Here is a 21,517-nt window from a genome sequence, read left to right as displayed (position 1 = left end):
CATGAACGACCACAACACCAGCATTGAATTGGAAACCGCCATGACCACGACCACCATGACCATGATCCAGGCCCTGCGCTCGGCCATGGACGTGATGCTTGAGCGCGACGACAACGTCGTGGTGTTCGGCCAGGATGTGGGTTACTTCGGCGGCGTGTTCCGTTGCACCGAAGGCTTGCAGAGCAAGTACGGCACCTCCCGGGTGTTCGACGCGCCGATTTCCGAAAGCGGCATCGTCGGCGTCGCCGTGGGCATGGGCGCCTACGGTCTGCGGCCGGTGGCCGAGATTCAGTTCGCCGACTACGTGTACCCGGCGTCGGACCAGATCATTTCCGAAGCCGCCCGCCTGCGTTATCGCTCGGCCGGCGAATTCACCGCGCCGATGACCCTGCGCATGCCTTGCGGCGGCGGCATCTACGGTGGCCAGACCCACAGCCAGAGCATCGAGGCCATGTTCACCCAGGTCTGCGGCCTGCGCACCGTCATGCCGTCCAACCCGTATGACGCCAAAGGCTTGCTGATCGCCTCCATCGAAAACGATGACCCGGTGATCTTCCTTGAGCCAAAACGCCTGTACAACGGCCCGTTCGACGGCCACCACGACCGCCCGGTAACTCCGTGGTCGAAACACCCGGCCGCGCAAGTGCCGGACGGTTACTACACCGTGCCGCTGGACGTTGCTGCCATCGCCCGTCCGGGCAAGGAAGTGACGATCCTGACCTACGGCACCACGGTTTACGTGTCGCAAGTCGCCGCTGAAGAAAGCGGTGTCGACGCTGAAGTCATCGACCTGCGCAGCCTGTGGCCACTGGACCTGGAAACCATCGTCAAGTCCGTTAAGAAAACCGGTCGCTGCGTGATCGTTCACGAAGCCACCCGCACCTGCGGTTTCGGCGCCGAACTGGTCGCCCTGGTGCAAGAGCATTGCTTCCACTACCTGGAAGCGCCGATCGAACGCGTCACCGGTTGGGACACCCCCTACCCGCACGCGCAAGAGTGGGCGTATTTCCCAGGGCCGTCCCGAGTGGGCGCGGCGTTGAAACGGGTTATGGAGGTCTGAATGGGCACGCACGTTATTAAAATGCCGGACATTGGTGAAGGCATTGCAGAAGTTGAATTGTCGGTGTGGCACGTGAAAGTCGGCGACATGGTCGTTGAAGATCAGGTGCTGGCCGATGTAATGACCGACAAGGCGATGGTCGACATCCCTTCGCCGGTGCATGGCAAAGTCATTTCGCTGGGCGGTGTGCCGGGCGAAGTCATGGCGGTTGGCAGCATCCTGATCAGCATTGAAGTGGAAGGCGCGGGCAACTATAAAGAGTCCGCTCAGCCTGCAGCCGTTGCCGTTAAAGAAGCACCGGTGGTGGCGGTGGCGCCTAACGTTGAAGCTGAAAGCAAACCGGTGGCGGCACCTCGCCCAGCCGCCGTGTGCCAAGGCCCGATGGTTGCCCGTGAAGCCGACGAACGCCCACTGGCCTCCCCGGCCGTGCGCAAACATGCATTGGACCTCGGCATCCAGTTGCGCCTGGTGCGTGGCACTGGCCCGGCGGGTCGCGTACTGCACGAAGACCTCGACGCCTATCTGGCCCAGGGTCAGTCGAATGCCTCGGCACCGGTTGCCGCTGCTTATGCCCAGCGTAACGACGAAGAGCAAATCCCGGTGATCGGCATGCGCCGCAAGATCGCCCAGCGCATGCAGGACGCCACCCAGCGCGCCGCCCACTTCAGCTATGTCGAGGAAATCGACGTCACGGCCGTGGAAGAACTGCGCGCGCACTTGAACGAAAAACACGGCGCGACTCGCGGCAAGCTGACTTTGCTGCCGTTCCTGGTTCGTGCGCTGGTGGTTGCCCTGCGCGACTTCCCGCAGATCAACGCCCGTTACGACGATGAAGCCCAAGTCATCACCCGCCTCGGCGCGGTGCATGTCGGCGTCGCCACGCAAAGCGATATTGGTTTGATGGTACCCGTCGTCCGTCACGCCGAAGCCCGCAGCCTGTGGAACAGCGCGTCGGAAATCTCGCGTTTGGCGACTGCTGCGCGTAATGGCAAGGCCAGCCGTGATGAGCTGTCCGGCTCGACTATCACCCTGACCAGCCTCGGCGCATTGGGCGGCATCGTCAGCACGCCGGTGCTGAACCTGCCGGAAGTGGCGATCGTCGGCGTGAACAAAATCGTCGAACGCCCGATGGTGGTCAAAGGCCAGATCGTGATTCGCAAGATGATGAACCTCTCCAGCTCCTTCGATCACCGCGTGGTCGATGGCATGGACGCGGCGCAATTCATCCAGGCCATCCGTGGCTTGCTCGAACAACCCGCCACCCTGTTTGTGGAGTAGGAAATGCAATCATTGAACACCACGCTGCTGATTATCGGCGGCGGCCCTGGCGGTTATGTCACGGCGATCCGTGCCGGTCAGCTGGGCATTTCGACCATTCTGGTGGAAGGCGAATCGTTGGGCGGCACTTGCCTGAACATCGGCTGCATTCCGTCGAAGGCGCTGATTCACGTGGCTGAGCAGTTTCACCAGACTCAGCATCACAGCCAGCATTCGGCCCTGGGCATCAGCGTTTCCGCGCCGACCCTCGACATCACCAAGAGCGTCGAGTGGAAGGACGGCATCGTTGATCGCCTGACCACTGGCGTTTCGGCGCTGCTGAAGAAGCACAAGGTCCAGGTCATTCAAGGCTGGGCCAAGGTTATCGACGGCAAGACTGTTGAAGTCGGCGACACGCGCATTCAATGCGAGCACCTGGTGCTGGCCACCGGTTCGAAAAGCGTGAACCTGCCGATGCTGCCGATTGGCGGGCCGATCATCTCCTCCACCGAAGCCCTGGCGCCGAAAAGCGTGCCTAAACGGCTGATCGTGGTCGGTGGCGGTTACATCGGCCTGGAGCTGGGGATTGCCTATCGCAAGCTCGGTTCCGAGGTCAGTGTGGTCGAGGCTCAGGATCGGATCCTGCCGGCTTACGACGCCGAACTGACGCACCCTGTGCACGAAGCGCTCAAGCATCTCGGCGTGAAGCTTTACTTGAAGCACAGCGTGCAAGGCTTTGATTCGGCTAGTAATACACTGCAAGTGTTTGATCCGAATGGCGACACCCTGAACCTGGAAACCGATCAGGTCCTGGTGGCGGTCGGGCGCAAGGCAAACAGCCAGGGCTGGAACTTGGAAGCGCTGAATCTGGCGATGAACGGTTCGGCGATCAAGATCGACAACCGCTGCCAGACCAGCATGCGCAACGTCTACGCCATCGGCGACCTGAGTGGCGAACCGATGCTCGCGCACCGGGCCATGGCCCAGGGCGAAATGGTCGCCGAGCTGATCAGCGGCAAATCCCGCGAATTCAATCCGACTGCCATCGCTGCCGTGTGCTTTACCGACCCGGAACTGGTGGTGGTCGGCAAGACGCCGACTGAGGCCGAGACTGCCGGGCTGGACTGCATCGTTTCCAGCTTCCCGTTCGCCGCCAATGGCCGGGCGATGACCCTGGAATCGAAAACCGGCTTCGTCCGGGTGGTCGCTCGTCGGGATAATCATGTGATTGTGGGTTGGCAGGCGGTAGGTGTGGGCGTGTCGGAATTGTCGACAGCGTTCGGCCAGAGCCTGGAAATGGGCGCACGACTGGAAGACATCGCCGGCACCATCCACGCGCACCCGACACTGGGCGAAGCGGTGCAGGAAGCGGCGTTGCGTGCACTTGGCCACGCGCTGCACCTCTAAAACCGAGCACAACTCCTGTAGCAGCTGTCGAGCGGAGCGAGGCAGCGTTCGGCGACGCAGTCGTCGTAATCCGGCTGACGCGGTCAGTCTGAAAGAACGCAATCGCCGGTTTTACGACGACTGCGTCGCCGAACGCTGCCTCGCGGTGCTCGACAGCTGCTACATCGGTGCGTCGATGGTCGTAGAGATCGAATTCCAGGCTGCGAAACAGGCCCGGAATGAAGTATTGTTGTCCCCATCCAAAAAACGTCAGAAGCCTTGAACCGTTTCGGCGGTTGTTCAGTGATAGAGGGTGTCATGGGTAACGAAAGCATCAATTGGGACAAGCTGGGTTTTGACTACATCAAGACAGACAAGCGTTTCTTGTCGTACTGGCGCAATGGCGAGTGGGACGCAGGCACCCTGACCGAAGACAATGTGCTGCACATCAGCGAAGGCTCGACTGCCCTTCACTATGGCCAGCAATGCTTCGAAGGCATGAAGGCCTATCGTTGCAAGGACGGCTCGATCAACCTGTTCCGCCCGGACCAGAACGCCCTGCGCATGCAGCGCAGCTGCGCACGCCTGCTGATGCCGTTCGTGGAAACCGAGCAGTTCATCGAAGCCTGCAAAGCCGTGGTCCGCGCCAACGAGCGTTTCATCCCGCCTTACGGCACTGGCGGCGCGCTGTACCTGCGTCCGTTCGTGATCGGCGTCGGTGACAACATCGGCGTGCGCACTGCACCGGAGTTCATCTTCTCGATCTTCGCCATTCCGGTCGGCGCCTACTTCAAGGGTGGCCTGACCCCGCACAACTTCCTGATCTCCAGCTTCGACCGCGCCGCCCCACAAGGCACCGGTGCGGCCAAGGTCGGTGGCAACTACGCCGCCAGCCTGATGCCCGGCTCCCAAGCCAAGAAGGCGCACTTTGCCGACTGCATCTACCTGGACCCGATGACCCACACCAAAATCGAGGAAGTCGGCTCGGCCAACTTCTTCGGGATCACCCACGACAACAAGTTCGTCACCCCGAAGTCACCGTCGGTCCTGCCAGGCATCACCCGCCTGTCGTTGATCGAACTGGCAAAATCGCGTCTGGGCCTGGAAGTGGTTGAAGGCGATGTGCTGATCGACAAACTGTCGGACTTCAAGGAAGCCGGCGCTTGCGGTACGGCTGCCGTGATTACGCCAATCGGCGGCATCAGCTACAACGACCACCTGCACGTGTTCCACAGCGAAACCGAAGTCGGCCCGGTCACCCAGAAGCTCTACAAAGAGCTGACCGGTGTACAAACCGGCGACATCGAAGCGCCAGCGGGCTGGATCGTCAAGGTTTGACCTGACGCCCGTTGCACAAAAGCCCCCATCGAGTGATCGACGGGGGCTTTTTGTTGGATAAAGCAAAATCAAAAGATCTTTAGCTCTTCATGCCAATCCGCTTCCCCTGCCTCCCGGCAATCCCGCTCGCCTGCCCATCCTGTTGCTTGCCGGTGCGCGCCTGGGTGATCAGCCCCGGAATCAACACGCCTTCAGGTAGGTTTTTCCAGAACCTAGTCGGCAGATGCCCTTGCATGACCTTCGGGTTCAGCCGCGCCGGGTTGAAGATGTGGCTGTAGTAGGTCAGCCACATATCACCGTGAGGGTCGTCGACGTTTTGCGCCAGTTGTTGCCATTCCACCGGACAGCGACGTTCATGGATCAAGTGTTCGCCATCGTAATAAACGCCGTCGCGTGGCGTGGCGATCAACCAGCGATGGCGGCCCATGCGACCGACAAAGTGCTCGCTGGCACTGTGCAGGATGTCGTGGGCCGGTTCATGCCACGCGACGTATTGCGGGCCTTCAGTCTGGGGCCGCTCGACGAACCGCACAAACGCATGCAAATGGTGGGCTTCGCGTTGCACTTGCTTGATCCGCCGTTGCAGTTCACTGCCAAGCCTGTCGCCGGCCAGCATCGCCGTTCGGTCGCCATGGCTGACCCGCCACAACACTTCATAGAGCAGACTCCAGCGCTGATCGCCACGGTAGCGGGCGGCGCTCTCGAGAATGCCTAGCAACGCCAACGGGATCCGCGCCTGAAACGGGCCATTGCCCTCGGGAGGCGCGTCATCGCTGGCGAATAGATCAGTGACGCCCTCCGTCACCCAACTGACCAGGCTAGGGTCAACTTCATGACTGAGCAGCCACCGCGCCTGTTGCCGCCAGGTGTCGAACAGATCGTCGCAATCCAGGCTGATCATCCCCACAACCCCATCTGCTGCGGTTGCGGCCGGTCGCGCAGTTGTTGATACAACAAATGGCTGGTGACTTCCGCCTGCTGCGGGTGGTAATCACTGGTGATAAAAAACGGCTTGGCCTTGGCCAGCACGCAACGCATGCGCGCCAGGTCTTCATAACGAATGCGCCGCTGTTGGCGCAGTTGCACCAGGCGTTCGGTGGTGCGCAGGCCAATCCCCGGAATCCGCGCGATCAACGAAGCCTCAGCGCGATTGAGGTCCAGCGGAAACACGTTGCGATTCTCCAGCGCCCAGGCCAGTTTCGGGTCGATGTCCAGGGCCAGATCCCCCGGTCCCTTGAACAACTCGCCGGCGGTGAAGCCATAGCTGCGCAGCAGAAAATCGGCCTGGTACAAACGGTGTTCGCGCATCAGCGGCGGCGCCGCCAACGGCACACTTTTCGGGCTATTGGGGATCGGGCTGAACGCCGAGTAATAGACCCGCCGCAGGCGATAGTTGCCATACAGCGCCTGAGCACTGTGCAGGATGGTGCTGTCGTCGGTGTCATCGGCGCCGACGATCATTTGCGTGCTCTGCCCGGCCGGGGCGAATTTCGGGGCCCGAGGCTCATTAAGCACGGTTTGCTCGCCGGTGTAGATGGTCTGCATCGCCTGTTTGATCGAGCCCAGCTGCTTTTCCGGGGCCAGGGTTTGCAGGCTGAGATCGGTGGGTAGTTCGATGTTGACGCTCAACCGGTCGGCATAGCGCCCCGCTTCCACGATCAGCGCCGGATCGGCTTCGGGAATGGTCTTGAGGTGGATGTAGCCGCGGAACTCATGCTCTTCGCGCAACAGCTTGGCCACGCGGATCAGTTGCTCCATGGTGTAGTCGGCCGAACGAATGATTCCCGAACTGAGAAACAAGCCGCTGACGCAATTGCGTCGATAAAAATCCAGAGTCAGCGTCACCACTTCTTCCGGGGTGAACCGCGCCCGCGGCACATCGCTGGAACGGCGATTGACGCAATACTGGCAGTCGTAGAGACAGAAATTGGTCAGGAGAATCTTCAGCAACGATACGCAACGCCCGTCCGGCGTATAGCTATGGCAGATGCCCATGCCATCGGTGGAACCCAGCCCGCTCTTGCCTTCGGAGCTGCGCTTGGGCGCGCCGCTGCTGGCGCAGGACGCGTCATACTTGGCGGCGTCGGCGAGAATGCTGAGCTTGTCGATGATTTCCATGAGGCACGCCTTATACTGTTTGAATATACAGTATAGCTTCGACCTTCGACGCACAACCCACCGACGCGCCCCTCGTCGGATCAGATGAAATCGGCGCCCGTCCCGATTTCTCACTAAACTTGCCGCGTGCAGCCGCCATCGACTGAAGTGGAAAAACCATGGGCAAATTCTGGCGAAAGTATCTGGCCTTGCTGGACACCGACTTCACCACGCAGGTGTTCGATAACATCAAGAACCTGCTGGTCTGCGCGTTATTGTTCGCGGCGGGTACCAATGCGTTGCACAGCGAGCACCATCCGTACATGGGGCTGCTCACCTCGGACGTGGCGGGCTGGGCGCTGATTGCAGTGTCTGCGCTGCTGATGTTGCTCAGCGTCAGCGACGGTCTGCGGCGCTTGTCGCGACTGCCCTATCACACGGCATTCCAGGTGATTTTGTTTTTGATCTACCTGGTGCTGGCGGTGCGGGTGGTGGAGTACGTCTGGGACTTTCGGGCGTAGGAAAGATCGGCCGGCAACACCAGATCAAACCGCGCGCCCATCTCCTTGCGCCCCGCCGCCGTCAATGCCAACGCCCGACTGTCCAGGTCCTGGGTCACCCATTTGCGCTTGATCGCCACCTGCAGCAACGCCGCTCCCAACGAACCGCCCAGATGCGGCCGGCGCATGCTCCAGTCCAGGCACGGGCACGCGAAGCGACGACGCATCGTGCTCAAATCCTTGGCCTCGATCCCCAACCCTTCGAACAACGCCTCGCCACTCTCGCTCAGTTGATAAACCTGCTCATCCGTCTCCAGCAACCACCCCGCCTCGATCATCCGGTCATGCAGCAACACCGCGAGGGTGCCGGCCATGTGGTCATAGCAGGTGCGGGCGAATTGCAGGCGATCCGGGGTGCGCGGGTTGAAGGTCGGTGCGGCGTTCTGGCCGATCACCATCAAGGCTTCCAGCGCCTGGGCCACGCGCTTGTCCGCAAGGCTGTAATACCGATGGCGGCCCTGGACGTGCAAGCGCACCAGCGCCGACTCCTTGAGCTTGGCCAAGTGCGCACTGGCGGTGGACGCGCTGACCTCGGCAATCGCCGCCAGCTCGGTGCTGGTGCGGGCGTGGCCGTCCATCAACGAACAGAGGATCTTCGTCCGGGCCGGTTCCGCAATCGCGGCGGCGACCTGAGAGACGCCGATGTCGTGCTGTTCAACGTGCATATTTCGCTCCCGGACGAATCAAGCCCCTTGTGAGTTGGAGATAGTAGCAACACTTTCCCCACCCCGAACAAGGCTGCGACCCATGGACCCGATCATCGCTGCGACTCATGCCGATCCTTATCCCTATTACGCGCAACTGCGGGCCGAGGGTGGATTGGTTTTTCATCAAGGATTGAATCTGTGGGTGGCCAGCAGTGCCACTGCCGTGGCGGCGGTGCTGGCGCATCCGGATTGTCATGTGCGCCCGTTGAGTGAGCCAGTGCCCAGGACGATTGTTGAAGGTCTGGCCGGCGAAGTGTTCAGTCGGTTGATGCGGATGAACGAGGGCGAACGGCAGCGCTGTCCCCGGTCGGCCATTGAGCCGGGCCTAGGGTTGATCGATCCGCGTGAAGTACAAACATTGGTCAGCGCGCGGTTGATCACCCCGGACGCCCAGGGTATGGCGAAAGCCATGTTCCGCGGCCCGGTGTGCGTGGTGGCGGCGTTGCTGGGGTTCTCCCCTGCTCAAGCGCGGGTGGTCAGCGAGTTGACGGCGGACTTTGTGGCTTGCCTGTCGCCATTGAGCAATCAGGCGCAACTCGACGCCGCTCATGCTACGGCGGAACAGCTGCGAGGTTATTTCATCGAGTTGCTGGATGATTCAGGCAGTCCGCTATTGAATGGCATCACGCAGCGGTTCGCGTCTTCAGATAAGGAGCTGCTGATCGCCAACCTGATCGGGCTGTGCTCGCAGACGTTTGAAGCCACGGCCGGATTGATTGGCAATGCGCTGGTGGCTTTGATTCGCGATCCCCTGTTGCCAGGTGACGTTGATTCGTTTTTGGCCGAAGTCCAACGTTTCGATCCATCGGTGCAGAACACCCGTCGCTTCGTCGCTGCTCCTTGCGTAATCGACGGCATCAGCCTGAACCCCGGCGACACCCTCCTGGTGCTGCTGGCCTCGGCCAATCGCGATCCGCAACTCAACGAGCAGCCCGATACTTTCCTCGTCGACCGCCCGAATCGTCGCAGTCTCACCTTCGGCGCGGGCCGCCACCAATGCCCGGGCCAGACGCTGGCCTTGAGCATCGCCAGCGCCACATTGAGGCAGATATTGGCAATGAAACCTGCGCTGGACCGCTTGACTTGGCACTACCGCCCTTCCCTGAACGGTCGGATTCCGCTGTTCAGCGAGGCATAGCCTGCGATCTTTTGATCTTAATTCCCCTAAACAATAAAAAACCCGCCAACTCATTTAACAGAGTTGGCGGGCTTGTCATTTCACGGCCAATCAATCATCCCGCGTCAACACTTCCAGCAATTCAATCTCGAAAATCAAATTCGAATTCGGCGTAATCGCGCCCATCGTCCGTTCGCCATATGCAAGGTGCGCCGGCACCAAGAGCTTGCGCTTCCCACCAACCTGCATGCCCATGATCCCCTGGTCCCAGCCTTTAATAACCCGCCCCGTGCCAATCACGCACTGAAAAGGTTTGCCACGGCTGTAGGAAGAATCGAACTCGGTGCCGTCTTCCAGCCATCCGCGGTATTGGGTGGTGATCAGCGCGCCTTTGACCGCTGCTTTGCCGTCGCCCAGTTCAAGGTCGATTACCTGAAGCTCATCATTCATTACATGCACTCGTCTGTTCACTCCCTCAAAGGGGCTTCATGGCCGCCGTTTTCCCAGAATTACGGGCAATTGGCAACTGTTCGGCGCGGTTTAGCTCTATTTCCGAGCGTAAGCGTGAACTAAGATAAACAGCATCACCCCCACGGTTAAACACCCCGATGATGGCTATTCCTGAATGAGTGTCCTCTGGATCAGCGCTGCCATCGGCTCAGTGATGCTTGCCGTGCTGATTGTGCTGGCCTGCCGCCAGTCTGTCCTGCAACGGCAGTTGACTGAATGCCGCGCGCTGATCGCCAGCCTGTCCACGGGGCAAAATATTCATCTGGACGGTGACGCCGAACGTTTCAAACGCAGCCAGTATTTCGCGCGCATCGGCACCTGGGACTGGGACGTGGACACCGACAAGCTGTATTGGTCAGACGCGATCTACGGCATGTTCGGGTTCAAGACCGGTGAAGTCACGCCCTCCTACGCCTTGTTCTGTTCCTGCGTGCACCCGGACGACCGGGCCAAGGTCCGCGCCGGCGAGTTGCGTTGCCTGGAAACCGGCGAAAACCATGATGAGGAATACCGCGTGGTCTGGCCCGACGGCACCATCCGCTGGCTGCGCGAGACCGGCAACGTGGTAAAGAACGACCACGACACCACGATCAAAATGATGGGCGTAGTCCGTGACATCACCGAAGAAAAAGCCTCCGCCAGCTACCTGCAACACCTGGCCCATTACGACCCGCTGACCGGCCTGCCCAATCGCCTGGTGCTTGAAGAACGCCTGTCTGAAGCACTGGAACAAGCGCGCATCAGCGCGACACGGGTGGCGCTGGTGTTTGTCGACCTCAATGGTTTCAAGGCGATCAACGACCATTACGGTCATGCCGCCGGCGACCGCGTGTTGGTCACCACCGCCACGCGGCTCAAACGAATCCTGCGCTCCACCGACACCGTCGCCCGGATTGGCGGCGATGAATTCGTGGTGATCCTCCAGGGCCTGCCGCCCGGCATCAACCTTCAGGACGAAGCGCGCAGCATCTGCCAGAACATCTTCGTCGAACTCTCACCGCCAGTGACCATTGGCAATGACCAGCGACATATCGGCACCAGCCTGGGCGTCGCGGTGTTCCCGGACCATGCGCCGAGCATGGACCGGTTGATTCACATTGCAGATTTGGCGATGTATGAGGCCAAGCGCAGTGGGAATAATCAGTATCGGTTGGGGATCCAGGCGTTGAGTCCTAGTTAGTGACGGACGAACTAACGCTCCACCGGCGTGACATCCACAATCGTCCCGCTGGTAATCAATACCATCATGTACTTGTCATTGATCTGCACCCACTGCGCGTCGGACGCCGGCGCCTTCAGGCCTTTGGCCTTCCAGTTCTTCACGGCTTTTTCGCTGCGTTGATACACCTCCGGCGCACGGTCGCCTTTCACCAGGCTGCGGGCGTTGATGGCGCCGGGCTGGACGGTTTTCTGTGCCGTTTCGGCGGCCTGGACGACAGGACTGATAGCGGTAATACCGGCGACAAGGGCGAGGCTGGCGATAAGGGTTTTGCTGTTCATCGGTGAACCTCTTGGGATGTCGTGGTTACTGAGTTCCGACTGCGCTCATGGCGAATCATTCCTTACTGTAGCGATGATTCTGCGACTGACTGTACTGGAGGTGTCGCGCCGGGTCGGCGTAGGCTGCGAAAAAACCAGCGGGATTCGCCATGCACATCGCCATTCTGACCTTCGATGGTTTCAACGAACTGGACTCCCTGATCGCCTACGGCATGCTCAGCCGGATTTCGCTGTTGGGGGATCGGGACTGGCGGGTGAGTATCGCCTCGCCAACACCGCGGGTGACGTCGATGAACGGTTTGACCATCGATGCGCACATCGATCTGCAGCAAGCCTGCGCAGCCGATGCGGTGTTGATCGGCAGTGGCCGCAAGACCCGCGAAGTGGCCGACACCCCGGAGATCATGGCGCAGTTGCAATTCGACCCGGCGCGGCAACTGCTCGGAGCGCAATGCTCCGGCACGTTCCTGCTGGCCAGGCTCGGGTTGCTCGGCGATGCCCCGGCCTGCACCGACGCGACCAGCAAGCCCTGGGTGCAAGCGGCCGGGGTCAATGTGGTCAATCAAGCGTTCTACGCCAATGGCAACATCGCCACGGCCGGTGGCTGCTTGGCGGCGCAATACTTGTCGGCGTGGTTTCTGGCCCGGCTCAAAGGCACGGAAGCCGCGCGGGAAGTGCTGCACAATTTCGCGCCAGTGGGCGAGAAAGACGACTATGTCGCGCGGGCGTTTGCGCACATCGAAGCGAGCCTGTAGCGGCATAATCCGCCATGTATTGATCCACTTCGCACATCAATACATGCCAACTATGCAATTAACATATCGATGCCTCTGCTCCACTATCCGCCCCAATAAGAACCGTGCGCCGCCCCCACGCAGCGCACGTCATAAAAGCGGTGGAGTACAGATCAATGACAGCCTCAATCCCTTCCGGGCGCTCCCGGGCCAGTGCGATTTTCCGGGTCACCTCGGGTAACTTCCTGGAACAGTTCGACTTCTTCCTTTTCGGCTTTTACGCCACGCAGATTGCCGCCGTGTTCTTCCCGGCCAGCAGCGAATTCGCCTCCCTGATGATGACCTTCGCGGTGTTCGGCGCCGGGTTCCTGATGCGCCCGCTCGGCGCCGTGGTGCTGGGTGCGTACATCGATGATGTGGGCCGGCGCAAAGGCTTGATCGTGACGTTGTCGATCATGGCCAGCGGTACGATCCTGATTGTGCTGGTGCCCGGCTACGAGACCATCGGGCTGTTCGCCCCCGCCATTGTGTTGATTGGCCGCTTGCTGCAAGGCTTCTCGGCCGGCGCGGAGATGGGCGGTGTCTCGGTGTACCTCTCGGAGATCGCCACGCCAGGCAACAAGGGCTTTTTCACCAGTTGGCAGTCGGCCAGCCAGCAAGTGGCGATCATCGTCGCGGCAGCGCTGGGCTATGGGCTGAACCAATTGATGGCGCCGACGATGATTGCCGATTGGGGCTGGCGGATTCCGTTCTTCGTCGGCTGCATGATCGTGCCGTTCATTTTCTTCCTGCGCCGCAACCTCGAAGAAACCGCCGAGTTCGCTGCGCGCAAACACCGCCCGAGCATGGGCGAGGTGTTCCGTACCTTGGCGCAGAACTGGGGGATCGTGCTCGGCGGGATGATGATGGTCGCCCTGACCACCACCGCGTTTTACCTGATCACCGTGTACGCCCCGACCTTCGGCAAAACCGTGCTGCACCTGAGCACGTCCGATGCGCTGCTCGTCACGCTGCTGGTCGGTGTTTCGAACTTTTTCTGGCTGCCGATTGGCGGTGCCCTGTCCGACCGCATCGGCCGGCGTCCGGTGCTGATCGCCATGGCGCTGCTGACCCTGGCGACGGCCTATCCGGCGCTGACCTATCTGGTGAACGCGCCAAGTTTCCTCAACATGCTGCTGGTGTTGCTGTGGCTGTCGTTCATTTATGGCCTGTACAACGGCGCGATGATCGCCGCGCTCACCGAAATCATGCCGGTGGAAGTGCGGGTGGCCGGGTTCTCCCTGGCGTACAGCCTGGCGACGGCGGTGTTTGGTGGGTTCACTCCAGCGATGTCGACCTTGCTGATCCAATACACCGGCGACAAGGCTGCCCCCGGTTACTGGATGAGTTTTGCCGCGCTGTGTGCCCTGTGCGCGACCTTGTTTCTCTATCGCCGCTCCACCGGCCGCCTGCAACCGGCCGTGTCCTGACCCACCTTTGACTGCGAGACTTATTCGATGAAAAAGCTGTTCAACTACGCCGCTCTGCTGCTCATCGCGGGTCTGAGCACCATTGCCCAGGCCGAAGAGCTCCACGTGATGACCTCCGGCGGCTTTACCGCGGCTTACAAAATCCTCGGCCCGGAATTCGCCAAGTCCACCGGCAACACCCTCGACACCGCCCTCGGTCCCTCGATGGGCAAGGCGCCGGAAGCGATCCCCAATCGCCTGGCGCGCGGTGAACACGCCGACGTGGTGATCATGGTCGGCTACGCACTGGACGAGCTGATCAAACAAGGCAAAGTCGACCCCGCTTCACGGGTGGAACTGGCGGATTCGCGGATCGGCCTGGTGGTGCGCGAAGGCGCGGCGAAACCTGATATCAGCTCGGTGGAAGGTTTGAAAAAAACCCTGCTCGATGCCCAATCGGTGGCCTACTCCGACAGCGCCAGCGGTGTGTACATCGAGGAGCAGTTGTTCAAGAAACTCGGCATCGAAGACCAGCTCAAGCCAAAGTCGAAGATGATCCCGAAAATCCCGGTGGGCTCGGTGATTGCCACTGGCGATTATCAGTTGGGCTTTCAGCAGGTCAGCGAACTGTTGCCGGTGCCAGGGGTGAGTTTTGTGGCGAAGATTCCCGAGTCGGTGCAATCGGTGACGCGTTTTGCCGCCGGCATTCCGGTGGGCGCGCAACACCCGGCGCAAGCCAAGGCGTTGCTCGATTACCTGGCCTCCCCGGCCGTGCAGCCGCAGGTGCAAGCCACCGGGCTGGACTCGGTCACCCGCTGATCGGCTGGATTTTCATTTCCACCACCAGCCGTTCCAGTTCCAGGGCAGCCGGGGTCAAGGTGCGACCCCGGCGCTTGATCAGCCCGACACTGCGCATCACCTGCGGATCGGTCAGCGGCACCCGCGTCAGAATCGGGTGATCTTGCGCCGGCATCGCCATCATCGGCACCGCCGCCACGCCCAGCCCCGCCTCCACCAGCCCGATCATCGTCGTGACGTGACGGGTTTCGCAGATACTTGGCCGCTGCGGCACCACGCCGGCCAGCGCCTGATCCAGCAAAAAACGGTTGCCCGAGGTCTTGTCGAGCGAGATGTAGTCCTGCCGGTAAAACTCGTCCCACGTCACGCTGCTGCGCCCGGCCAACGGATGATCGCGGCGACAGGCCACCACATAACCTTCTTGCACCAAGGGTTCGAAATCGACCTCGGCCTCCAGCGTGCCCATGAAACTCAAACCGAAATCCGCCTCGCCGTTGACCACCGCGCTGAGCACATCGTGGGCGCTGGAGTCGAGGACCTTGACCTTGATCCGTGGAAATTGCCGGTGGTAGTGGGCAATCACCCGCGGCATGAAGTAGTACGCCGCCGACGGCACACACGCGACGGTGACGTGGCCGAGCCGGGTCGAGGAGACTTCGCTGATGCCGAGCAGCGCCACGTCCAGGTCGTCCAGCAACCGCTCGACGCTGGGAATGAAGCCGCGCCCGGCCTGGGTCAGGCTGACCTTGCGAGTGGTGCGTTCGAACAGCTTCACACCGAGGGCATCTTCAAGTTTTTCGATGCGCCGGCTCAGGGCCGGCTGGGAAATGCGCACGGTGTCGGCGGCCTTGCGAAAACTGCCCTGCTCGACCACGGCGCGAAAGGCTTGCAGGTCGTTGAGGTCGAAATTGATGGCCATGGTGCGCACTCGCGGGACGGGCAGATTGATCAGCTTATCCTATGAATGTAACCAATTGATGCGAATTGTAACAAGTGTACCGCTACGCTTTGCTGACGCATCCGGTTACAGCCTTTATCCTTGGCCCCCTACGCCGTACCGAGTCTTTGGAGTTTTGCCATGCCCCATGAAGGCAACCTGTTACAAGCCGCTGTCGTGTTTCTGTTCGCGGCGGTGCTCACCGTGCCTTTGGCCAAGCGTCTGCAATTGGGCGCGGTGCTGGGCTATCTGTTTGCCGGGGTAATCATCGGGCCGTCGGTGCTGGGCTTGATCGGCAATCCGCAAAGCGTCAGCCACATCTCGGAACTGGGGGTGGTGTTGCTGCTGTTTATCATCGGCCTGGAACTGTCGCCGCGTCGTTTGTGGGTGATGCGCAAATCGGTGTTCGGCGTCGGTCTCGCGCAGGTATTGCTGACCGGATCGGTGATTGGCGTGCTGGCGTTGTTCGTGTTCGGCCAGTCGCTGAATAGCGCGATTGTGCTGGGCCTGGGTCTGGCGTTGTCGTCCACCGCGTTTGGCCTGCAAAGCCTGGCCGAGCGCAAGGAACTGACCAGCCCTCACGGGCGGTTGGCGTTCGCGATTCTGCTGTTCCAGGACATCGCCGCGATCCCGTTGATTGCCATGGTGCCGCTGCTGGCCGGCGGTGATCACACCACCAGTGCCGCCGAGGATTTGAATCACGGCTTGCGGGTGCTGGGCAGTATTGCGGTGGTGGTGATCGGCGGCCGCTATCTGCTGCGGCCAGTGTTCCGGGTGGTGGCCAAGACCGGTCTGCCGGAAGTCTCCACCGCCACGGCGTTGCTGGTGGTGATCGGTACTGCGTGGTTGATGGACCTGGTGGGCGTGTCCATGGCGTTGGGCGCATTCCTCGCCGGGTTGCTGCTGGCGGACTCTGAATATCGCCATGAACTGGAAGCGCAGATCGAGCCGTTCAAGGGTTTGTTGCTGGGGCTGTTCTTCATCAGTGTCGGCATGGGCGCCAACCTGAGTCTGCTGCTGAGCGCGCCGATCACCGTGTTGGGGCTGACCCTGCTGCTGATCGCCATCAAGCTGCCGCTGCTGTTTGTCGTCGGGCGCCTGGCCGGTGGCTTGGGCAAGGTCAGTGCGATTCGCCTCGGTATCGTTTTGGCGGCTGGTGGTGAATTTGCGTTCGTGGTGTTCAAGATCGGTCGCGACCAGGGCTTGTTCGAGCCGCGCCTGTACGACTTGCTGGTGCTGACGATTACCTTGTCCATGGCGGTAACGCCGCTGTTGTTGCTGCTGTGCGCGCGGCTGTACTCGCCAAAAGTGCAGCCGGTGGTGGTGCCGGAGAAATTCCGCGAAATCGACACCGACGCCCCGCGCGTGGTGATCGCCGGCATGGGCCGCATGGGTCAGATCGTCGCGCGGATCCTGCGGGCGCAGAACATCAAGTTCGTGGCGTTGGACACGTCGGTGGAAACCATCGAACTGTCCCGCAGCTTTGGCGGCGTGCCGGTGTTCTATGGCGACCCGATGCGCCCGGAAATCCTCAGTGCGGCCAAGGTCGAGCAGGCGGAATACTTTGTCATCGCCACCGACGACCCGGACACCAACATCAAGACTGCCGAGCTGGTGCACAAGCTCTACCCGCACATGAAAATCATCGCCCGGGCGCGTAACCGTCAGCACGTGCACCGCTTGGTCGACCTTGGCGCCGAAGCGATTCGGGAAACCTACTACTCCAGCCTGGAAATGAGCCGGCGTACGCTGGTTGGCCTCGGGTTGACCCAAGCGCAGGCCGATGCGCGGATCAAACGCTTCAAGCATCACGATGAACAGGTGCTGGAAGCGCAGCATGCGATTTACGACGATGCGGCGAAGGTCTTGCAGACAGCACAGGAAGCGCGGGCAGAGTTGGCCAAGTTGTTTGAATCGGATCAATTGGAGGAGCAGGCATCGGGTAAAGCCTGATCGTAACCTGATCGCCTGATCGTTCCCACGCTCTGCGTGGGAATGCAGCCCGGGACGCTCCGCGTCCCTTTCGAGAGCTGGAACGCGGAGCGTCCCTTGAGGCATTCCCACGCAGAGCGTGGGAACGATCATCGGCAGGCGTCAGGCCATTTCCAACGCCTGCAGCTCAACCCCGGCCTTCACCTCGAACCGATCCGCCAAAAACGGCGTGATGTCCAGCGGCAAAGGTTCATTGTTGACCAGCCTATCCAGCAACACCCCGGTAATCGCCGACGTCAGAATCCCGGTCCGGAAATGCCCGCAGGCGTTGAGATACCCTTCCACGCCTTGCATCGGCCCAAGAATCGGCAACTCATCCGGCGAGCCCGGACGCAAACCGGCCCAGGTGCGCTTGAGGTTGACGTCGGCCAGTTCCGGAATACAACGCACCGCGCCTTGCACCAGCCCGGCGATTTCCGGGTAGGTGGTGGTGACGTCGAAACCTTTGTCCTCGGTGGTGCTGCCGATCAGGATCTCGCCGTTGTCCTTCTGCGCGACATAGCAATCGCTGGTGGTCAGGCAACCGCGCAGGATCTTCGGCATGCGTTCGGTCAGCAGGATCTGGCCTTTCACCGGGTTCACCGGAATGCGAATGCCGGTGGCCTGCTCGCTCAAGTCCGCCGCCCAGGCACCGGCCGCGTTGATCAGGGTGTCGCAATGAAACACCCCAGCCTCGGCGGTTTGTACACCGGTGACCCGCGAACCATGGTGCAACACCCCGGTGACGTTGGTGTTGAAGTACATATCGACGCCATTCTGCCGCGCGCCTTCGGTGTAGGCATCGGCCAGACGGAACGGGCTGACCTGGTGATCGCAAAGAAACTCCAGCGCGCCCCTCGCCTCGTGGCTGACGGCCGGCTCCGCTTCACGCAGTGCAGCCTGGTCGAGCCAGCGCACTTGATCCGCCAAGTGCGGGATGCAGGCGACGATATGCTCGGCGTAGAGCCGGTCTTCATCGTCGTAGATCACGAACTTCAGCCCGGTTTTCTCGAACTTGAAATCCATCCCGTGATTGTCCTGCAATTCCTTGTGCAGCGCCGGGTACAGGGCGTTGGACTGCAAGGCGAAATCGAAGAACGACTGCGGCAGGATGTGCGGGGTGCTGGAGTCGACCACCACCGCCGAACCCTGGGCTTCACGCTTGCGGTTGGCCGACATCATGCGGAAAAAAATCACCCCGCAACCCAGGCCCACCGACTCGCCGATGGCCCACAAGCCGCCGGCCGAGGCGCGGGTCGCGTTGCCCGGACGCTTGGCGTCGATCAGCGCGACTTTGAGGTTTTTGCGTTTGGACAATTGATAGGCGCATGACGCCCCGATCACGCCACCACCGGCGATGACCACGTCATAGAACTTACTCATTGTTGGCGGCCTCCGTGGCGGCGTTGTGAAAGGCTGAGAACGGAATCGGATCGATGGGGAAGCGCGGGCGCAACCAGCCCACGTCCTGGCGCCCGGTGGCTTCACGCAGGCGGTCGCTGCAATAGCCGACGCACATCCGCCCCTGGCAATCGCCCATGCTGACGCGGGTGCGCATTTTCAGGCTGGCCATGTCTTGCACGCCCTGCGCCAGCGCTCGGTCGATGTCGGCGCGGGTCGCGTGTTCGCAGCGGCAGATCACGGTATCAGCAGCGGGCAATGCGGTCTGCCCGGCGCCGCGTTCGGTGTAGCGGTCAACCGCGGCGCGAAAACGCACGATCGACTTGAGTTTCGACAGGAAGCGATCACGCCGCACCAGCGCCAGTTCAGTGTCCAGTACGCCCCGTTGCTGCAGGATCGACAGCGCTGCGATCCGCCCGGCCAGCATCGCCGCTTCGCCGCCGCGAATCCCGCCCATGTCCCCGGCCAGGTGCACGTGCGGCTCATTGCTTTGCTGCCAGATATTGGCGCTGGCCCGCAGGTAGCCGTCATCGCTGAAGCCGTGGTTCAGGCCCATTTGCTGACTGAGTTGAGTGCGCGGGATAAAGCCGTAACCGACGGCGAGGGTCTGGGCGGCGATCTGTTCGGCGCGGCTCAGGTCCGGCACCCAAGTGCTGGAATACGGCGCCACGGTGACCGATTTCAACTCGGCATCGCCCTGGGCCTCGACCACGCCCCAGCCGTAATACATCGGGATGCCGTGCAATTTGAGGAACGCCAGCATGCTCAAGCCATCGAGGAACAACTGCGGTTTGTTCAGCAGCGCCAGGCTTTCCCGGGCGATCTTGCCGAACGCACACGCCTCATAAACCCCGGCGACGGTGACCCCGGACGCGTGCAACTGACACGCCACCAGCGGCAGCAACGGACCGGTGCCGGTAATCACCACCGGCCCCTGAGGCTTGACCACGCCACTCTTGATTTGCAGTTGCAGCCCGCCCAAGAGGATCACACCGGGCAAGGTCCAGCCAGGAAACGGCACGCTACGTTCATGACAACCGGCCGCCAGCAGCAGTTGCGGATAAGCGATTTCGTGCAAGTGTTCGTCGGCATCCAGCACCACCAGCGCACGCGTGCCTTCGGCACCGACCACCCGATGATTGAGGCGCACATCAATCAAGCCCGCGTGTTCCTGGAATTCGCCGTGCAATTTGCCCAGGACTTCGGAATAGCGCGGCCCCAGGTAATCGAGCTGGACGCCATCACGCAGCGGTCCGCGATAAACCACGCCGCCAAGCCGCGAAGCTTCTTCCAGCAGAGTGCTGCGCACGCCATGTCGGGCCAGTTCAATGGCCGCGGCCATGCCCGCCGGCCCGCCGCCGACGATCACCGGATGCAGGTTCATAAAACCTCCTGCTCGGCGATGCGATTGACCTGGGTTTCGACGGTCATGCCGTCACGTACCACGGTCTGGCAGGCGCGGCGCTTGTGCCGGCCATTGATTTTCACCAGGCAGCATTGGCACACGCCCATGCCGCAATAGGCGCCGCTGATTTGATCGTGATCGTTGCGAGCCACCTGGCGCAGGCCAAGGGATTGAATGACCGTGAGGACGGTTTCGCCGATGGCGGCGCTGACCGCTTGGCCGTTGATGTGCAAAGTCATGTCCGCCCGGACCAGCGGCTGGATATCGAAGGTTCTGTCTAAGCGTTGCATTGCAATGTTCTTCCGTGAAAGTTTCAGGTGGGTTCGACAGCTCCATGCTGCACTACACCTTGCCGGCCAACTGATACACACACAACGAGGAGGTCTGCATGGGTACTTCGACAGCGCATCAGCTGCGCACCAAAGCACTGTAGTCGATGCCGCAGCGAGGGCTTGGATCTTTTACGGTAAGCGATATTTCACTTCGAAATATTGATCCACGCCAGTGAAAGCCTCCCCCGCGCCACGCCGTGGGTCAGTTGGAAAACACGTACTGACCCTTGAGTTTTTTCGGACCGAAAAAAGCCAGGTCCGGGAACAGCTTCATCTTCAGGTACAACACGAAATACACCATGCCCAAGGTGATGCCGGCACCGATCAGCGTGGTCAGCCGGTCTTCGGCAAAGTCCTTGAACAGGCGCGACGACTGGCTGAGGGAAAGGACGATATAGACGGTGTAGAACTGCGCCAGGTTCTTGTAGAAACCATAGGCGAACCACAACGGGATGAGCCCGGCGAACAAGGTAATAAACAGCGCCGCCTTCGGCCCGATCATCGATCCCAGGAAAAACCCTGCCACCGCGCCGAGCACTGCCTGGACCACCGTGAGCACAATCAGAATCGTGAGCTTGCGCCGATGCTGCCGGTTGAGCGCCGGGTCCGGGTGCGCGCCGATCCAGTAAGCCAGCACCCGATCCTTGACCGCCCCGCCAGAGAACGTCTTGAACGTCTCGGTCCGCGACCGCCCGGCATCGAGCATGGCCAGCAGTTGCCGTTTGATTTCCTTCTTGTCCAACGTGTTTCTCCTTGATACGACGCAAAAAATGTAGGAGCAAAGCTTGCTCCCACAAACATAGTGCCCCAGAAAGCAAAACGCCGCTTCTACCAGAGGCAGAAGCGGCAGAGGCATGAGCCCCAGAGGGATGTCAGTGCATGAACAGGGCGATCAGGATGATGATCGGGATCGGCACGCCGAGAAAAAACAACAGTAATGAGCGCATGGTGATTCTCCT

21 protein-coding genes are annotated in these 21,517 nt (G+C 61.1%); 11 read left to right on the top strand and 10 right to left on the bottom strand.

All coding sequences use genetic code 11. The features are described from left to right. The first annotated feature begins 1 nt into the window (after position 1). The 4 genes from HKK52_RS01405 (at position 2) to HKK52_RS01390 (ending at position 5,041) form a co-directional block, all read left to right on the top strand. Complete coding sequence (locus tag HKK52_RS01405; RefSeq protein WP_054054417.1) at positions 2-1,060, top strand: alpha-ketoacid dehydrogenase subunit beta; 1,059 nt, start codon at positions 2-4, stop codon at positions 1,058-1,060. Then, on the top strand, positions 1,061-2,338 hold the full coding sequence (locus HKK52_RS01400) for a dihydrolipoamide acetyltransferase family protein (protein ID WP_169368976.1): 1,278 nt from the start codon (positions 1,061-1,063) through the stop codon (positions 2,336-2,338). A gap of 3 nt (positions 2,339-2,341) precedes the next feature. Continuing rightward, positions 2,342-3,724, top strand: a complete 1,383-nt coding sequence (gene lpdA, locus HKK52_RS01395) for a dihydrolipoyl dehydrogenase (protein WP_169368975.1) — start codon at positions 2,342-2,344, stop codon at positions 3,722-3,724. A gap of 297 nt (positions 3,725-4,021) precedes the next feature. Next, positions 4,022-5,041 carry a branched-chain amino acid aminotransferase gene (locus HKK52_RS01390; RefSeq protein WP_169368974.1) on the top strand — a complete coding sequence of 340 codons (1,020 nt, stop codon included), beginning with the start codon at positions 4,022-4,024 and terminating at the stop codon, positions 5,039-5,041. 79 nt (positions 5,042-5,120) lie between these two features. Here HKK52_RS01390 and HKK52_RS01385 read toward each other — a convergent pair whose 3' ends face one another. Both HKK52_RS01385 and HKK52_RS01380 read right to left on the bottom strand, forming a co-directional pair. After that, positions 5,121-5,942, bottom strand: a complete 822-nt coding sequence (locus HKK52_RS01385; protein WP_169368973.1) for a TIGR03915 family putative DNA repair protein — start codon at positions 5,940-5,942, stop codon at positions 5,121-5,123. Next, positions 5,939-7,159, bottom strand: a complete 1,221-nt coding sequence (locus HKK52_RS01380; protein ID WP_169368972.1) for a putative DNA modification/repair radical SAM protein — start codon at positions 7,157-7,159, stop codon at positions 5,939-5,941. Before HKK52_RS01380 ends, HKK52_RS01385 begins: the two co-directional genes overlap by 4 nt. Before the next feature lie 158 nt (positions 7,160-7,317). Here HKK52_RS01380 and HKK52_RS01375 point away from each other — a divergent pair, with 158 nt between their 5' ends. Next, on the top strand, positions 7,318-7,659 hold the full coding sequence (locus HKK52_RS01375; protein WP_123408798.1) for a hypothetical protein: 342 nt from the start codon (positions 7,318-7,320) through the stop codon (positions 7,657-7,659). On the opposite strand, the gene HKK52_RS01370 is transcribed toward HKK52_RS01375, so the two are convergent. Continuing rightward, on the bottom strand, positions 7,605-8,363 hold the full coding sequence (locus HKK52_RS01370; RefSeq protein ID WP_169368971.1) for an ArsR/SmtB family transcription factor: 759 nt from the start codon (positions 8,361-8,363) through the stop codon (positions 7,605-7,607). The genes HKK52_RS01375 and HKK52_RS01370 overlap by 55 nt on opposite strands. A gap of 82 nt (positions 8,364-8,445) precedes the next feature. Here HKK52_RS01370 and HKK52_RS01365 point away from each other — a divergent pair, with 82 nt between their 5' ends. Next, positions 8,446-9,543, top strand: coding sequence for a cytochrome P450 (locus HKK52_RS01365; RefSeq protein ID WP_169368970.1), 1,098 nt, complete (start codon positions 8,446-8,448; stop codon positions 9,541-9,543). Between the two features lie 90 nt (positions 9,544-9,633). On the opposite strand, the gene HKK52_RS01360 is transcribed toward HKK52_RS01365, so the two are convergent. Beyond that, a complete protein-coding gene (locus HKK52_RS01360; RefSeq protein ID WP_169368969.1) occupies positions 9,634-9,972 on the bottom strand; it encodes an FKBP-type peptidyl-prolyl cis-trans isomerase in 339 nt (112 codons plus the stop codon). Positions 9,973-10,147: 175 nt separating this feature from the next. Between HKK52_RS01360 and HKK52_RS01355 the strand changes: the two genes are divergently transcribed. Then, a complete protein-coding gene (locus tag HKK52_RS01355; RefSeq protein ID WP_169368968.1) occupies positions 10,148-11,212 on the top strand; it encodes a sensor domain-containing diguanylate cyclase in 1,065 nt (354 codons plus the stop codon). Positions 11,213-11,223: 11 nt separating this feature from the next. Here HKK52_RS01355 and HKK52_RS01350 read toward each other — a convergent pair whose 3' ends face one another. Continuing rightward, positions 11,224-11,532 carry an RcnB family protein gene (locus HKK52_RS01350; RefSeq protein ID WP_169368967.1) on the bottom strand — a complete coding sequence of 103 codons (309 nt, stop codon included), beginning with the start codon at positions 11,530-11,532 and terminating at the stop codon, positions 11,224-11,226. Positions 11,533-11,681: 149 nt separating this feature from the next. On the opposite strand from HKK52_RS01350, the gene HKK52_RS01345 reads away from it, so the two are divergent. The 3 genes from HKK52_RS01345 (at position 11,682) to HKK52_RS01335 (ending at position 14,533) form a co-directional block, all read left to right on the top strand. Next, a complete protein-coding gene (locus HKK52_RS01345) occupies positions 11,682-12,287 on the top strand; it encodes a DJ-1/PfpI family protein (protein WP_169368966.1) in 606 nt (201 codons plus the stop codon). A gap of 155 nt (positions 12,288-12,442) precedes the next feature. Beyond that, on the top strand, positions 12,443-13,735 hold the full coding sequence (locus tag HKK52_RS01340; RefSeq protein WP_169368965.1) for an MFS transporter: 1,293 nt from the start codon (positions 12,443-12,445) through the stop codon (positions 13,733-13,735). A gap of 27 nt (positions 13,736-13,762) precedes the next feature. Next, a complete protein-coding gene (locus HKK52_RS01335) occupies positions 13,763-14,533 on the top strand; it encodes a substrate-binding domain-containing protein (RefSeq protein WP_169368964.1) in 771 nt (256 codons plus the stop codon). Here HKK52_RS01335 and HKK52_RS01330 read toward each other — a convergent pair. Beyond that, positions 14,523-15,431, bottom strand: a complete 909-nt coding sequence (locus HKK52_RS01330) for a LysR family transcriptional regulator (RefSeq protein WP_149661354.1) — start codon at positions 15,429-15,431, stop codon at positions 14,523-14,525. The two genes, HKK52_RS01335 and HKK52_RS01330, sit on opposite strands and share 11 nt — an antisense overlap. A 159-nt stretch (positions 15,432-15,590) precedes the next feature. Here HKK52_RS01330 and HKK52_RS01325 point away from each other — a divergent pair, with 159 nt between their 5' ends. Continuing rightward, positions 15,591-17,402: a monovalent cation:proton antiporter-2 (CPA2) family protein gene (locus HKK52_RS01325; protein WP_169368963.1), complete on the top strand. Its 1,812-nt coding sequence runs from the start codon at positions 15,591-15,593 to the stop codon at positions 17,400-17,402. 141 nt (positions 17,403-17,543) lie between these two features. On the opposite strand, the gene hcnC is transcribed toward HKK52_RS01325, so the two are convergent. The 4 genes from hcnC to HKK52_RS01305 form a co-directional block, all read right to left on the bottom strand. Then, positions 17,544-18,803 (bottom strand): cyanide-forming glycine dehydrogenase subunit HcnC, encoded by a 1,260-nt coding sequence (gene hcnC, locus HKK52_RS01320; RefSeq protein WP_169368962.1) that lies wholly within the window; start codon positions 18,801-18,803, stop codon positions 17,544-17,546. After that, positions 18,796-20,205 (bottom strand): cyanide-forming glycine dehydrogenase subunit HcnB, encoded by a 1,410-nt coding sequence (gene hcnB, locus HKK52_RS01315; protein ID WP_169368961.1) that lies wholly within the window; start codon positions 20,203-20,205, stop codon positions 18,796-18,798. Before hcnB ends, hcnC begins: the two co-directional genes overlap by 8 nt. After that, positions 20,202-20,516, bottom strand: a complete 315-nt coding sequence (hcnA, locus tag HKK52_RS01310) for a cyanide-forming glycine dehydrogenase subunit HcnA (protein WP_149661350.1) — start codon at positions 20,514-20,516, stop codon at positions 20,202-20,204. Before hcnA ends, hcnB begins: the two co-directional genes overlap by 4 nt. A 244-nt stretch (positions 20,517-20,760) precedes the next feature. Then, positions 20,761-21,300, bottom strand: a complete 540-nt coding sequence (locus tag HKK52_RS01305) for a hypothetical protein (RefSeq protein ID WP_169368960.1) — start codon at positions 21,298-21,300, stop codon at positions 20,761-20,763. Positions 21,301-21,517: the final 217 nt, after the last annotated feature.

The sequence above is a fragment of the Pseudomonas sp. ADAK2 genome (genome assembly GCF_012935755.1).
Lineage (GTDB): Bacteria > Pseudomonadota > Gammaproteobacteria > Pseudomonadales > Pseudomonadaceae > Aquipseudomonas.
Note: the sequence above shows the minus strand (reverse complement) of the source record. Positions and strands in the feature narration are given on the sequence as shown.